Genomic DNA, 13,885 nt, shown 5'->3' with positions numbered 1-13,885 from the left:
TCATTTCGTGCGCTCCTCACTGCGGACGAGGCCCGCGTCCGGGTCGATTGCGACTTTCTCGGCTGTCATGCGGAGCAAGTCCTTCTTCTTCAGCTTTCCGACCGGTGTCCGGGGCAGGTCTTCGGCAGCGCAGAAGAAGACCCGTCGCGGAACCTTCTGGGACGTCATCAAGGTTCGTACGTGTCGGGCCACGGCCTCGGCGGTCGGGGGATTGCCGGGATCGGGCACGATCCATGCCGCAGGCAGGTTCCCCATGCGCCGGTCTGCCACGGGTATGACATGAGCCTCGCGCACGCCGGCCATTTCCTCGAGCCGCTTTTCGATCTCGGCGGGATAAATGTTGAACCCGCCGACCGTGAACATGTCGTCGACCCGCCCGGTGATGTGCAGGTATCCGTCGACATCCAAGAAGCCGACATCGCCAGTATGGAAAAAACCCTGTTCGTCGATTGTTTGTGCCGTCTTTTCCGGCATTTTCCAGTAACCCTTGCCGACACAGGACCCTGGCAGCGCATCACCAAGCAGGATTTCACCTTGCGCGCCTTGCTCCACCTCGCGGCCCTGATCGTCGACGATTCTGAGAACGGCACTGGCAAGCGGTTTGCCAACCGTGGAAAGGCGTTTCTCACGCGGGTCATCGGCCGTCGTGACAGTCGACAGGCCACCGCATTCGCTGAGACCCCAGGCTTGCATGATCCTCTCTGCGCCCAGAACGTCCAGGATGTCCTGCATCGTTGCATCGGTCAGCGGTGCGCCCGCGACATGGCCCCCCCGAACGCTGGACAAATTCCTCGTGGCAATATCCGGGTGATCAAGCAGCATCCGGAACATCGACGGTGTGCCGGGGATGTAGGTGACCGCGTGCGTTTCGATCAGTTCCAGTGACCGGCCGGCATCGAACTGTTCCGTGATCACGACCTTGGCCCCGTTGCGCATCCCAAGCGGTGCGCCGTAGAGGCCGCCGAAATTGGTGAAGAGCGGCACGTGACACAGGATTACGTCGTCCTGCCCGAGCCCCGCCAGTCTTGACCATTGATGCGTGGTGACGAGGTTCGTCACGTGCATCGACATGCCACCTTTGGGAAAACCCGTCGTGCCCGAAGTGTACATGATGTTCATCACGTCGAATGGCGTGATTTCCGCCTGACGCGCCGCCAGCGCCGCCGGCGGGATCGCGTCGCCACGTTCGATCACTGTTTCCAGCGTGTGCCGACTCGGCAGGTCCTCGCCGCTTCCGACGCGCACGATATTTTGTAGGGAAGGAAATTTCGCGCTGGAGAACGCGTCGGCGGGCGCTGTATCGAGTTCGGGAATGGAGGTCCGGGCAATTGCGCAGGCATCCACCTTCCCAAGAAAGCGGTCCTGCATGATCAGTGCCGAAGCACCGGATTGCTCCAGCGCGTAGCCCAGTTCGCTCTCACGGTAGTAGCTGTAGAGCGGCAGCAGAATTGCACCGGCCTTGTAGATGGCGAACTGGCAGATGACCCATTCGATCGAATTCGTCATGTAGAGCGCAACGACATCTCCCTTGGAGACACCCAGGGCAAGCAGGCCGCGCGCCACTCGGTCTGCCTCATTGCGGAAGGCGGCATAGCTGACCGTCCGGTCGTCCATCACGAGGAACGTGCGTTCGCCCTGCGTCTTTGCCTGCCGGTCGAGCACTTCGGGCCATGTTGTAAGGGAGTCTTGATACCAGTCGGGTTTCACGGGTGTTTCTCCGTTCGGATCAGCCCGGCATCGTCGACGGCAACCATGTCGACAGCCCGGGAAAGAGGTAGATCAGGAAAAGCGCCAGGATCGAAACGAGGACGAAGGGCAGGATTCCTCGCAAGATCTCCTGTATCCTTGTGTCGAGCACGCGGGCCGCCACGAAGAGGTTCACGCCGACAGGTGGAGTGAACTGACCGATTGCGACCGCGACCGCTACAAAGACGCCGAACCATGTCAGGTCGATACCCTGCATCCGGACAGCGGGGACCAACAGCGGCACGATCACGAGGTAGATGGATGCTCCATCTATGACGAGTCCCGCCAGAAGGAGGACGATGCCGGCAAGCAGGAAAACCTGCCATTCGCTGTGGACGGCAATCGCGAACTCGGTGATCCATCCCATCACCTGCCCGTCGAGCGTGATCACGAACGAGAAGAGCGAGGCACAGGCGACGATAAACATCACGACTGCCGTATCGATCATGGTGCGGCGGGCGATGGCGGCCACGTCGCGTATCCCGATTTCTCGATAGAAGACGAGTCCCACAAGAAGCCCGTAGAAAACCGCCACGCCGGCAGCCTCTGTCGGGGTGAAGACGCCAAGATAAATACCGCCGACCACGACAATCGGCGCGCCGAGGCCCAGGATCGAGCGGTTGAAAGCGCGGGCCACATTTCGCAACGACAGACGTCCCTCGGCACGGTCTATGCCTGTCCGTGTCGCTATCAGCCAGGCACACAGGGCTATCAACAGTCCCATGAGAATGCCGGGGAGGAGGCCTGCGACAAACATCTCGCCGATCGAGACGCCCGGTACCGCCACCGCATACAGGATAAAGGCAATGCTGGGCGGCATGACGAGCCCAAGTGCGCCGCCGGCCGAGATCAGCGCGCCCGCTGACCCGCCGCTGTAGCCGCGGTCGCGCAATATCGGACCGACGGTCGCTCCAAGCGCGGCCGTGTCCGCAGGCCCGGACCCGGACAGACCGCCGAGCAGCACCGAGACGCCGCTGGTCACGATCCCGGTACGTCCGCGTACACGTCCGACCAGCGAGTCGACCAGTTCGAAGAGCCGCCGCATGATTCCGCAACGGTCGAAGACATTGCCCGCAAGGATGAAGAACGGGATCGCGAGCAGTTCGATCTTCTGCAACGACGAAAACAGGACCGAACCGACGAAGCCAAGGTTTCCCTCGAGCATGTAACCGCCGACCACTGCCGCCGCTCCGAGCGCGATTGCGACCGGCACGTCGATGGCAATGAATGCCGCCAAGAGGACGAAAACAACGATCGTCACGCTCATACCTGACCTGCCTCCGGTTTTCCGGTCGGCGGGGCCGCCGCTTGGCCGCATTCGAGTGACAGGCAGCGCCAGAGCGCAATTGCCGCGCTGAACGGCATGAATATCGAAACAGTCCAAAGCGGGATGTCCATCAGACCGGATGTCGTGCCACCGCCGAATTGCCGAACCACCAGGAGGATTCCGGACCACACGATCACGCCGTAGAAGGCGGCAACGATCGCCGTCCGGATCAGCCGCAATGCCCGGCGCAGCCGGTCCGGAAGCAACATCACGAAACTGTCGACCCCAAGGTGGACGCGGTCCTTTTCGGCGGTTGCGATGGCCAACCAGTAGGCAGCAATGGCGCCGAGGATCATGATCTCGAACAGTTCGCCGAGCGCATGACGAAAAACATAGCGTGAAGCGATGCTGACGCCGTTCAGCAAGACCAGCGCGATAAGGGCTGCTTCCAGACAACGATATTCGGCTGCGGCCAAGCGGCGCATTGTCTTTTCCCTCGTTCAGACGCCTGCAGGAGCGGTGTGCGGTCGCGAAATTCGCGACCGCGGTCTGGCTTATTTGCCCGGAACCGTGCTCATGAGTTCTTCGCCCACGATCGGTGCGAATTCCTCGTAAACCGGCGCGACAGCTGTACGAAACGCGGCGATCTGTTCCGGTGAAAGCGTCACGATCTCGAGCTTGCCTTCGAGTTCGGAAAGCACTTTCTCGTTGGCTTCGGCCTGGGCCTTGCGATGCCAGCCTGCCGCATCCAGAGCAGCGTCAGAAAGGACCTTGCGTTCGGCATCGTTCAGTTTTTCCCACAGCGCCATATTGGTCAGGATGCCAATCGCGTCGGCAGAGTAATTCCAGACGGTCATGTACTTCTGAACTTCGTGGAATCTGCTGACGTAGATCAGGCTGATCGGGTTTTCCTGTCCATCAACCACGCCTTGCTGCAGCGCTCCATATAGCTCGCCAAAGCTGGTCGGCACCGGACTAACGCCGAGCTGTTTGAATACGGATTGGTAAAGCTTGAGCCCCGGGACACGGAGCGTCAGGCCCGAAATGTCTTCCGGTGTCGTGACCGGTCGAACACTGTTGGTCAATTGCCGGAATCCGCTCGTGGAATACCCGCCGAGTGGTTTTACGCCTTTTTCTTCCAGCGAAGACCAAACGTTTTGGCCCGGGCCATCGATCAACTTGAACAGTTCTTCTTCTGACGGGGCAATCCACGGCAGGGAGAAATAGGCAAATCGGGGGTCAAGGATCGACAGTATGATGCTGGAATGGAACGTGAAGTCGACTGTTCCGTTCTGTAGCAGTTCGAATTCCGTTACCTGATTGCCGTTTGACAGCACGCCGTCCGGAAACACACGGACGTTGATCTTGCCGCCCGAGGTTTCTGCGACAGTGTCAGCGAACCGCTGCGCAGCCTGGGTCCAAGGCGATTCTGCGCCGACTGACATGGCAAAACGCAAGTTATGCTCCCTGATTTCGCTGTCTTGCGCCGACGCCGGCACAGCGTTGCCGATCGCAAGTGCGCAAAGCGCTGCGCACAAAGTCTTAAAACCGGTTCTCATGAATTTCCTCCCTCATGGTCGAGCGGTCTGTCTCCGTCGGGGGCGACCCCGAGGCCATTGAGGACGAAACGGAAGATCTGGTCTTCGATCACGTCCGGCGAGGCCTGCGCCGAAAGATCCCACCACCGCAGAGCGACGATGGCCGGCACAAAAGTCATCAGATTGGCGGCGATGCGCCGGTTCGATACGAGGAGCGGTCCGACCGCGTTCTCGTAGTCTGTCACGATGCGCTGAAACGCCCCGTTGAGGCGCGACACGGATTTGAGGATCTGGCGACGGTCGTCTTTCTCGAGCGCATGCGTTTCATTGTAGAGCAGCACGAGTTCTTCCTTGTGCTGCAACATGATGTGCAGGATTGCCTTGAGGCCGCCGAGCAGTCGGTCTCGCGGATCGTCATGCGTCTGCACAACATCCGCGAGGCCCTGTTCGTAGAGGCCGACAAGGTACTCGCAGACGAGATAAAGGATGTCTCCCTTGGTGCGGACGTAGTTGTACAGGTTGCTCTGCGTCACGTTCGCCTCGCGCGCAATCATGCGGGTCGTGGCCTCGTGAAATCCCTTCGACCGGAACACCCTTATCGCGGCCTGAAGAATTTCGTCGCGCCTGCGCGATACGAGAGTGTGGTTCTGCACCTGGCTGTCGATAGGTCTGCTCAACAGAGATTCTCCGGCTATTTCTGATCAAATGATCAGATCAGGATTGTTTCTGATCGACCGATCAGAATGTATATCTGATCATCCGATCAGAAGCAAGGGATGGCGAGACCACGTTCTTTATCGACGCGCAGTGACCAGGTTCGCCCCTTGATTGACTACGCTTCGAGTTCCGCATTTTTTTACGTTTTGATCCGCCAACGCGCTTCCTGAAGCCGCTGACGCATGAAAGACCGTCACATGCGGCGGGCTTGAAAGTGCGATTGGAGCGCATGTCGGGTTTCATATCGGGGTCGCTGCGCTCGCGGCCGTTGCCTGAGCCTGAAGCCTACTTGTTCTTCACCAGTAGGTGTCGATGAATGCCAGGCTCGACTCCCATCGATTTGGCAGGCTGCAACCATTCCGGTTTCGCGCGAAACGTAAGCGAGGTTATCACCATGATCCCAAACACTGCCGGCTCCTGTTTGTGTGGAACCGTTCGATTTCAGATCTCGGGTGAATTCGAGAGTTTCTTTCTTTGTCACTGCAAGCGGTGCCGAAAGGACACGGGGTCCGCATTTGCGGCCAACCTGTTTTCATCGACAGCGACGGTTGATTGGGTTTCTGGTCGTGATTGCATCCGGACCTACCGGGTTCCAGAGACCCGACACGAAAGAAGCTTCTGCATCAAATGCGGGTCTGCTCTTCCAACCGTTCAGTCTGAGGGTGCTTTGGTGGTTGTTCCCGCTGGGAGTTTGGATAGCGCGATCAAAGTCGGCCCAAGTGCGCATATCTGCTTTGGAAGCCGGGCGGAATGGGACATGCGCTTGGAAGACATTCGGAAAGTGGATGGTCTTCCAGGTTAGGTTCTGCTCCACCAATTTTCGGGAGATCGGATCGGCAATTTCGATAGCGGCGCGATGTTGATATGGCCTGCCTGTCCGAGCCAAAGTTCACCGAACCGTTGCAGTCGACATGAATAGCCCTGATATTGCCGGACGCCAAGAACGACTGCACTCCCGGCAAGCTTGATGGCCGTCAGTGTCATGCTACTCTACCAGCGCGAGATGCCGGGCGAGCTTGTGAATCTGGACATCAAGAAACTCGGCCAGCCGATTTCATTGAAGGGCATGGCGCAAGAACAGGCTTCCCCAGAGACCGAAATGAAACCGTGGTTCGCCGGGATGACCGGCGCCGCCACCGGGCTTCGCATCAGCCCGGACAACACGGCAGCCCGGCAACGTCACCGGCTGGGACGCGAATACCACGGGTTTCCGGCGTCTCGATGGCAAGCGCTTGGCCGGGGCCCTATGCCGCGAGGCTTGACGCGGGTGCGAAGGTCGAGGGCATGAGCTCGTCGATGCGGCTCTTGGGGTGACCATCGAGCAGCGCGCGCAGCGTGTGAGCAAGGTAGGGGCCTTTCGCCCCGGCGGCACCGCACCCCGGGCTTGGCGTGTCTGCCTTTCTTGAGCGCCGGTTCTTGATCCACGTCAAGAATCTGGCACGCCTCCAGAAGCATATTAAAGGAGGATGGGTCCTCGCCGTCGAGTTGCGGTGCGCAAGGCAATCTTGAGAAAGGCTCGGACAAATGACGGTTGGACGCACAAGAACCGCCCTGCAGGTACTGATCCTCATGCTTCTCGCGAGTTTCTTCGCGCCGGGAATAGCCAGCTCCGCGCCTGATCAGGACACACCACACACCGCGCCGCTTGGCACTAGTTCCGAGGTTGGCGGCGGCGTCGCCGTGCCCAGCGATAGGATGCTTTTGGCGCAACAATTCCCGGATGGCACGGACCAGGGAAACTACATCTTCTCGCCCGACGGGGTGGCCGAACCCACAGTACAGCTGGAACCTTCTCCGCAGCCGAAAAGCAAGCCGGTTCTAACAGAGGGGAATTGTGGAAAGCCGGGGTACATGTCGGGAGGCGATTCTGGTGGAAAATTCACAGATTGGGGCGGTGAAGTTCTTACATGGCACTACACTGATCCAGATGCCCAGGAGCCGGCCTCCCTCGACATGTTCCTGCGCAACGGGACCCATATTGAAACTGGTGGTGACAGCAGCGCCACCATCAGCTTTGTGGACATGTCGACCTTCGTATTGGGTTCGCGCACCCATGTGTTCATCAATTGCCCACTAGACAGGTTTCAGCAGAACAAGTGGCTCCTGCTGGCAGGACGGATTTGGGTCAATGTCAAGCAGATGGTCACGGAAGGAACGCTGGACGTCACCATGAATGACGCTGCTGCCTCCATCAAGGGGACAGAGTTCATCGCCGACCAAGAAAGTGGGAGATCGACGATCAAGGTCATTGAAGGCGTAGTCGAGATGACCGCGACCGCGACAGGCGAGGTCCGGGAAGTACGTGCGGGAGAAATGCTATCGGCGTCAGCCTCCGGTTTCGAGCAGAAACGTTCATTTGATGTGGCGGCCGAACTGGCGCAATGGAACGCCAAGGCCACAACGGCGGCAAGTCCGGTCCATACTTTTGACCGTCCGACGTGGAACGGATATCGACTCGACCTCTGTGTCCTCTGGGCCCAGCGTTGCGGTCAGGAGGCCGCAGATGCCTACTGTCAGGCGAACGGCTTTGCCGCCGCCGAGAGTTTCGCTGAAGAGTCCGATATCGGCCTCGCAACCCCGACCCAACTCATCGGAAGCGGCGAGATCTGTGACCAGGTCTTCTGCGACGGTTTCCGCTACATCACCTGCCGACGCGATGTCAGTGGCACCGCCGCAGCACCCTCCGCCCCCGTGGCCCCCGCGCCCATCATCGCGCCAGTGCCTCTCCCCGCAGAGGGCGGCTACTGGCAGTTCGTCCGAATGGATGAAGTGGAACTCAGTCCACGCTACCCGAATGTTACATGGACCGGCGGCGCCGGAAACGTGACGGTCTCGTCCACGACCCAGGTCCAGACCTCGGTTCCACCCGATTATCTCGCAAACCAGGCGATCTCGGGGGTTTTCAACTGGAATTCGCCTCCGCAGATCCTTGTCCCCGGGGAAACGCTCACATTTCCGGTGAGAGGAACCGTGCTGATAAATTCCCACCCGAATGCCTACCTTTCGAACAGTATCAGCGCATCGGTTCGCTGGGGCATGTCCGGAGCGGAATATTTCATCGATAGGCGAGAAGGTCGTGATTACTCGTTACTGAGCCTGTCCGTCTTTGATCGAGACTACAGCTCTGAATTGACGATTTCATCGGGAAGCGCCTTCCTTGCCGGTTCGAGGGAAATCCCGTCTGGCCCTGCGAGAGACCCCGAGGTTCCAATCGTGGTGGAGATCAAGTACGGCAACTATCTCGTCAATTATCGATATTTCTACGCCTGGAATGAAGAAGCTTCGCGGTAAGCCCTTGGCTCGTTCCTTCTGTCTTCGACCCCGAGGCGATCTCTTAAAGCGATCATGCCATTGTAAACAGAACCGCGTCGCGCATAGATCGGCGGGTCGTGGCGCGGAGTTTGTGGAAATTTGAGGGCGGCATGATCTCCGGGTGAACTGACACCCACCCAGCCGGCGGCGGCAACCGCCAGGGAGATCGCGCCATTAACCAGATTACCGTAAGTGCTACGCTGCGGCTCTATGCGGTGAGGCTTGACGTCTGGGCGTAGCAGCAGGGCATGAGGTCCTCGATGCGGGATTTGGGGTGTGCGTCGAGGATGGCTCAAGCCCAGTTCTCGGCGCCGATTTCGTTACTGCGAAGAGAGCGTTCTTCCGTGTCAGCGCGATCGGGCGGATCTGGTTCTCGACCGGATTGGTGTCGAGCTCGAGGGTGCCATTGTCGAGGAACCGGATCAGGCCGGGCCAGTGCGCGACGGTATAGCGGATGTCCTCGGCCAGTTGGGTTTTCTGCGGAATGCGCGAGAGCTGGCCTTCCAGCCACGGCTTGAGCGTGGCGACGATGGGGGGCGGCATGTGCGCGCTGGGCGGCGAGGCGTTCGGCGGGTGCGCTCCAGGTCAAAACCAAGCTTTGTCAGGAATTCGTTGAATTGGAACACGCCAGCTCTCCCCGTTGATCGGATCGTGTGGAATCATGATCCGATCGTCAATGCCGGTACGATGCGCGTCGGCCAGAAGGATTTGGAACTGCCGAGGGCATCGTGGAGTTAGACAACTCCAACAGAATTCCAGACAGGGCGCTGGGCCTGCGCTTTCCGCCTACATGACCCACGTGATGCGCCTCACGCTGCTTGCACCCGACATCGGTGACGATATCCTCGATGGCAGCTAATGGTAGAAGGTGGCACTCGCGCGCGCTGAACCCAGATCAAGTGGGCAGAACAGTCACGCCGCCGGACGCCCCTATTCTTCGCAGCGCCTGATCTCGACCGGCTCCCCGGGGTCTGCCCCGAGCGTCAGGCAGCGGCCGTCCGCGCAAAACTCCCAGCCGCTCGCCGTGGCGCCGGAACTCGCCAGATGCAGCGCCGCCTGCGGCGGCAAGTCCGGCCGATACGACCAGATGCCGTCCTCAAGCATCGCGCCATCGGGGATTTCCATCCCCGCGCCCGTGCCTTCGACCCGCGCGACGACGAGTTCCAACCCGGCCGGCGTCACCCGCCAGTCCTCCTCCCAGCGAATCTTTTCCACCGAATGCGTCCAGGCGAGTGTGAAGGCGGAGGCCGCAAGCATCGTGGTCTTGCCCGAGGCGATGATGCACAGTGCTATCGGCATGACGGTGACCCGGACCTCGCGGCCTCCGGAACCAAGGGTTTCGCTCCTCTGTCTGCCGGCATCACCTCCTTGAGAGGGAGACGTCCGGCAGCAAAGAGGGGCGCCTCGTGGAGCCTCACCGGTTTCCGATCCACAACCGCATCACTCCGACGCCACCGGCCGCACCCAAGTCCGCCACAAGTGCAGCCCGAGCACAAGGGCGGCGAGCGCGAAGCCGATCTCATCGGTCACCGGCAGCGCGGCGATCAGCGTGAAGGCGGCCGCCGCGGCGATCAGGCGCTCCCAGGGCGCAAGTGGCCCGCGCAGGAACCCGATCACCGCCGCGCCCCACAAAAGGATCGCCAGTCCCGCCTTGAAGACGATGTAGGCCACCGCCGGCCAGTAGCCGATCGCATCGGCCAGCGGCCCGCCATCCTGCAGCATCAGCGCCGGCGTGTAGACGGCCATGTAGGGGATGACGAAACCGGCCGCCGCGACCTTCACGGCCTCGATCGAGATTCTGAGCCCGCCCTCCTTGGCGATCGGCGCAGCCGCGAAGCAGGCCAACGCCACCGGCGGCGTCAGGTCTGCCAGGATGCCGAAGTAGAACACGAACATGTGGCTGACGATCAGCGGCACACCGAGTTCGAGCAGCGCCGGCCCGGCGATGGTCGAGGTGATGATGTAGTTCGGGATCGTCGGGATGCCCATACCCAGCACGATGCAGGTGATCATGGTAAGGACGAGCGACAGGAACAGGGAGTTCTGCCCGACGGAGACGATGTACTGGCCGAAGGTGTTGGCGACGCCGGTCAGCGTCATGGTGCCGATGATGACGCCGACAATGGCGCAGGCGATGCCGACGGGAAGCGCCGTCCGCGCGCCGTCGGCGAGCGAATCGCGGCAGACGGCCAGCGTCTTGCGGCCGCCTTCCACGAAGACGTTGGCGAGGACCAGCACCGCCACGGCCGCAAGCACCAAGCCGATGCCGAAGCGGAAGAAGCTCGCCGCCACCAAGCCGAGCCCGATCCAGAAGATGATGCGAATCGCCTGCCCCGGCAGGCCGAGCGCCACCGAACCGCCGAGGATCAGGAGCACTGTAAGCGCCAGCCCCACCGTCCCGGCAAACAGCGGCGTGTAGCCGGTGAAGAGCAGGTAGACGAGCACGCCGAGCGGCAGTAGCAGGTACCAACCGCGCTTCAACGCGCCCCAAGCCGAAGGCAGCTCGTCGCGCGACAGGCCCATCAGCCCGCGCTTGCCGGCCTCCAGATGCACCATCCAGAAGGTCGAGGCGAAGTAAAGCACCGCCGGCACGATCGCCGCCTTTACGACCTCGTAATATTCGATGCCCAGCGTCTCGGCCATGATGAAGGCGACCGCGCCCATAACGGGCGGCATGATCTGCCCGCCCATCGAGGCGGTCGCCTCCACGCCGCCGGCGAAGGCGGGGCGATAGCCGAAGCGCTTCATCAGCGGGATGGTGAACTGGCCGGTGGTCACCACGTTGGCGACGCCCGAGCCCGAGATCGTGCCCATCAGGCCCGACGAGATGACCGACACCTTGGCCGCCCCGCCGCGCGCATGGCCGACAAGCCCGAGCGAGATGTCGGTGAAGAGACGGATCATCCCGCCCTTCTCGAGAAAGGCGCCGAACAGGATGAACAGGAAGATGTAGGTGGACGAGACGTAGGTCGGGATGCCGTAGATGCCTTCCGTCCCGTAGGCCATGTGGTCGATGACCTGCGAAAAGTCGTAGCCGCGGTGGTTGAGCGGCGACGGCAGGTACTGCCCGAACAGGCAATAGGCGAGGAAGGCGCCCGAGATGATTGGCAGCGCCGGCCCCATGATCAGCCATGCGGCGAGGAAGATGGTGGCGAGCGACACGACGCCGAACACGATGTCGATCGGCAGCGGGTCGCCGGCGCGCAAGATCAGAGGCTTGTACTCGATCCACTGGTAAGCTGCGACGGCCATCGCTGCCAGCGCCAGCGCCCAGGCGAGCCCCTTCCACGGCAGGCGCCACGCTGCGGCCGAGGCCACCAGCGGGAAGGCGAGCAGGAGCAGGAAGCCGACGTGGAACGCCCGCACGATCTGGCTCGGCAGGTTGACGACGTGCGCGGCTGTGGCGAGCTGAAACACCGAAAACGCGACGGCGATCCAGAACAGGAGCCGCCCTTCCCGCGAGGCGGGGAACCCGCCTCCGGTCGGATCATGGAAGGTCGCGGAAGAACCGACTTCGCTGGCAGCCGGATTGCTCATGTCATGCCCCGGAAAAGGAGTCGCGAAGGATGAGCGGCCACCCGGAAGGCGGCCGCGGAGGACGAAGGGATCTCGACGGGCGGACGACCCGGATCAGAGCAGGCCCTTTTCCTTGTAGTAGCGCTCCGCGCCCGGATGCAGCGGGATCGGCAGGCCCTTGGGCCCGGCATCGAGGCTGATCGCCTTGGCGGCGGCGTGCGCGGCGACCATCTCCGGCAGATTCTCGAAGAGCTGTTTTGTCATCTGGTAGGCGGTCTCGTCCGACACGTCGGAGTGCGTCACCAGGATGTTGGTGATGGCAAGCGTCGGCACGTCTGCCGCCTGTCCCTCGTAGGTGCCCGCGGGGATCGTCGCGGCGAGGAACGGTGCGCCAAGCTTCTCGGCCACCGAGGACGGCACCGAAACCATGGTGATCGGCAGCGCGGTCGCGAGATCCTTGATCGAGGCGACGCCGAGGCCGGCCGACTGCAGCGTGGCGTCGAGCTGGCGGTTCTTGATCAGCTCGACGGACTCGCCGAAGGGCAGGTACTCGGTCTGGCCGAGATCCTCGTAGCTCATGCCCATGGCCTCGAAGATGCGGCGCGCATTGAGCTCGGTACCCGACTTCGGAGCCCCGACCGACAGGCTCTTGCCCTTCAGGTCCTCGAAAGACGTGATGCCGGATTCCTTCGAGGCGACGATCTGGATGTAGTTCGGATAGATGGCCGCGATGCCGCGCAGCTTTTCGAGCTTGCTGGAGAAGCCGGCCTCGGCGTCGCCTTCCCAAGCTGACTTGACGGAATCGCCGAGCGCGAAGGCGATCTCGCCGCTGCCCTTCTGGAGCAGGTTCAGGTTCTCGACGGAAGCCTTGGTGGACTGGACCTGGGTGCGGGCGCCCTCGATCTTCTCGCCGTAGATCTTGGCCAGCGCGGCACCGAGCGGATAGTAGACGCCCGAGGTGCCGCCGGTGAGCACGTTGATGAACTCGTCGGCCTTGGCCGGCAGGGCGCCGAGAGCGAGCGTCGCAGACATGGCACCTGCGGCAAGCAGGCGGGTGCCGATCTTGAACATGGTGAAACCTCCCGAAAATTGGCGCGCGCACAATGCGCGGCTTGGCCCATGTTATTGATCGGCGTGCGAAAGCCAACCCAAAAACGCGGCCACACCCGTGCGCCTCTCGCCGCCCGAAGCTGAGCGGCCGACCCGGCGTCGAACATTCCCAAGGCGTGTTCGCAGCGCTCGAATTCCTTGCGCATGATGATCGCGTCCACCGCAGTGACGGCGACCCCATCGACCGGGCGTGCAGTCCATTCCCTTTCCGACTTCTTCGAGCGACGGAACAGGGCGTCCACGTCCGCGCCGTCGATCTCCCCGATCTCCAAGGCGTTCTGCTTTTCGGCCTTCTCCACGGTCGGCAGCCAGGCGGAGAACGCGATCTCGCCGTCGGTCGCCCAGCCCGCGATGTCGAGGGCGGAAACCTGCCAGCGGATCACTTTGTCGGTAACAGTCAGGAAGGAACGGGGCGGCGCCGGCATCTGTTCGAACTCGCTTCTGGTCATTGGATCACGGTTTGTGTCCGGATTTCGCGGTGTCGCTGCGTCGCAGGTAGAGCGTGAGCATGGCCTTGATGTCGTTGCGCAGATCGGGCTGCAGGCGCCCTGCGTCGCAGAAGAGATCTTCGTCAGCTTCCTCGTATCTCTACCGAAAACCCGCCAGTCTCCTTCCGGCCCCAAATCGGACTGAGCACATGGACCGAACCCATCGGCAATTCATCTGATGTTTGATTTCA

The 13,885-nt window shown here is 61.5% G+C and carries 12 protein-coding genes and 1 pseudogene; 4 read left to right on the top strand and 9 right to left on the bottom strand.

Going from position 1 to position 13,885, the window contains the following annotated elements; all coding sequences use genetic code 11:
* From ACLB6G_RS13245 to ACLB6G_RS13225, 5 genes are all read right to left on the bottom strand, one after another.
* Complete coding sequence (locus ACLB6G_RS13245) at positions 1-1,707, bottom strand: class I adenylate-forming enzyme family protein (protein WP_410356651.1); 1,707 nt, start codon at positions 1,705-1,707, stop codon at positions 1-3.
* A gap of 19 nt (positions 1,708-1,726) precedes the next feature.
* Entirely contained in the window at positions 1,727-3,013 is a 1,287-nt protein-coding gene (locus ACLB6G_RS13240) for a TRAP transporter large permease (RefSeq protein WP_410356650.1), read from the bottom strand.
* Positions 3,010-3,498 (bottom strand): TRAP transporter small permease, encoded by a 489-nt coding sequence (locus ACLB6G_RS13235; RefSeq protein WP_410356649.1) that lies wholly within the window; start codon positions 3,496-3,498, stop codon positions 3,010-3,012. Before ACLB6G_RS13235 ends, ACLB6G_RS13240 begins: the two co-directional genes overlap by 4 nt.
* A gap of 69 nt (positions 3,499-3,567) precedes the next feature.
* Positions 3,568-4,572: a DctP family TRAP transporter solute-binding subunit gene (locus ACLB6G_RS13230; RefSeq protein WP_410356648.1), complete on the bottom strand. Its 1,005-nt coding sequence runs from the start codon at positions 4,570-4,572 to the stop codon at positions 3,568-3,570.
* Entirely contained in the window at positions 4,569-5,228 is a 660-nt protein-coding gene (locus ACLB6G_RS13225; protein WP_410356647.1) for a TetR/AcrR family transcriptional regulator, read from the bottom strand. Before ACLB6G_RS13225 ends, ACLB6G_RS13230 begins: the two co-directional genes overlap by 4 nt.
* A gap of 356 nt (positions 5,229-5,584) precedes the next feature.
* Between ACLB6G_RS13225 and ACLB6G_RS13220 the strand changes: the two genes are divergently transcribed.
* From ACLB6G_RS13220 to ACLB6G_RS13210, 3 genes are all read left to right on the top strand, one after another.
* On the top strand, positions 5,585-6,070 hold the full coding sequence (locus ACLB6G_RS13220; protein ID WP_410356646.1) for a GFA family protein: 486 nt from the start codon (positions 5,585-5,587) through the stop codon (positions 6,068-6,070).
* Positions 6,071-6,235: 165 nt separating this feature from the next.
* Entirely contained in the window at positions 6,236-6,556 is a 321-nt protein-coding gene (locus ACLB6G_RS13215) for a hypothetical protein (RefSeq protein ID WP_410356645.1), read from the top strand.
* Between the two features lie 236 nt (positions 6,557-6,792).
* Positions 6,793-8,559: a FecR domain-containing protein gene (locus ACLB6G_RS13210; RefSeq protein WP_410356644.1), complete on the top strand. Its 1,767-nt coding sequence runs from the start codon at positions 6,793-6,795 to the stop codon at positions 8,557-8,559.
* A 316-nt stretch (positions 8,560-8,875) separates the two neighbouring features.
* Here ACLB6G_RS13210 and ACLB6G_RS13205 read toward each other — a convergent pair.
* The 4 genes and pseudogenes from ACLB6G_RS13205 to ACLB6G_RS13190 form a co-directional block, all read right to left on the bottom strand.
* A pseudogene (locus ACLB6G_RS13205) lies at positions 8,876-9,114 on the bottom strand (IS66 family transposase); the annotation flags it as partial.
* 396 nt (positions 9,115-9,510) lie between these two features.
* Positions 9,511-9,879, bottom strand: coding sequence for a DUF1850 domain-containing protein (locus tag ACLB6G_RS13200; protein ID WP_410356643.1), 369 nt, complete (start codon positions 9,877-9,879; stop codon positions 9,511-9,513).
* Between the two features lie 141 nt (positions 9,880-10,020).
* Positions 10,021-12,117, bottom strand: a complete 2,097-nt coding sequence (locus ACLB6G_RS13195) for a TRAP transporter permease (protein WP_410356641.1) — start codon at positions 12,115-12,117, stop codon at positions 10,021-10,023.
* Positions 12,118-12,210: 93 nt separating this feature from the next.
* Entirely contained in the window at positions 12,211-13,167 is a 957-nt protein-coding gene (locus tag ACLB6G_RS13190; protein WP_410356640.1) for a TAXI family TRAP transporter solute-binding subunit, read from the bottom strand.
* A gap of 183 nt (positions 13,168-13,350) precedes the next feature.
* Between ACLB6G_RS13190 and ACLB6G_RS13185 the strand changes: the two genes are divergently transcribed.
* Positions 13,351-13,839 carry a hypothetical protein gene (locus tag ACLB6G_RS13185; RefSeq protein ID WP_410356639.1) on the top strand — a complete coding sequence of 163 codons (489 nt, stop codon included), beginning with the start codon at positions 13,351-13,353 and terminating at the stop codon, positions 13,837-13,839.
* Positions 13,840-13,885 lie beyond the last annotated feature (46 nt).

The sequence above is a fragment of the Zhengella sedimenti genome (genome assembly GCF_046506625.1).
Classification (GTDB): Bacteria; Pseudomonadota; Alphaproteobacteria; order Rhizobiales; family Rhizobiaceae; genus Zhengella; species Zhengella sedimenti.
This window is presented reverse-complemented; position numbering and strand designations above follow the sequence as displayed.

Excerpts from the sequence above, each read along its gene's own strand:
- ACLB6G_RS13240 (WP_410356650.1), bottom strand. The coding sequence starts at position 3,013 with ATGAGCGTGACGATCGTTGTTTTCGTCCTCTTGGCGGCATTCATTGCC.
- ACLB6G_RS13235 (WP_410356649.1), bottom strand. The coding sequence starts at position 3,498 with ATGCGCCGCTTGGCCGCAGCCGAATATCGTTGTCTGGAAGCAGCCCTT.
- ACLB6G_RS13230 (WP_410356648.1), bottom strand. The coding sequence starts at position 4,572 with ATGAGAACCGGTTTTAAGACTTTGTGCGCAGCGCTTTGCGCACTTGCG.
- ACLB6G_RS13220 (WP_410356646.1), top strand. The coding sequence starts at position 5,585 with ATGCCAGGCTCGACTCCCATCGATTTGGCAGGCTGCAACCATTCCGGT.
- ACLB6G_RS13215 (WP_410356645.1), top strand. The coding sequence starts at position 6,236 with ATGGCCGTCAGTGTCATGCTACTCTACCAGCGCGAGATGCCGGGCGAG.
- ACLB6G_RS13210 (WP_410356644.1), top strand. The coding sequence starts at position 6,793 with ATGACGGTTGGACGCACAAGAACCGCCCTGCAGGTACTGATCCTCATG.
- ACLB6G_RS13200 (WP_410356643.1), bottom strand. The coding sequence starts at position 9,879 with ATGCCGATAGCACTGTGCATCATCGCCTCGGGCAAGACCACGATGCTT.
- ACLB6G_RS13195 (WP_410356641.1), bottom strand. The coding sequence starts at position 12,117 with ATGAGCAATCCGGCTGCCAGCGAAGTCGGTTCTTCCGCGACCTTCCAT.
- ACLB6G_RS13190 (WP_410356640.1), bottom strand. The coding sequence starts at position 13,167 with ATGTTCAAGATCGGCACCCGCCTGCTTGCCGCAGGTGCCATGTCTGCG.
- ACLB6G_RS13185 (WP_410356639.1), top strand. The coding sequence starts at position 13,351 with ATGATGATCGCGTCCACCGCAGTGACGGCGACCCCATCGACCGGGCGT.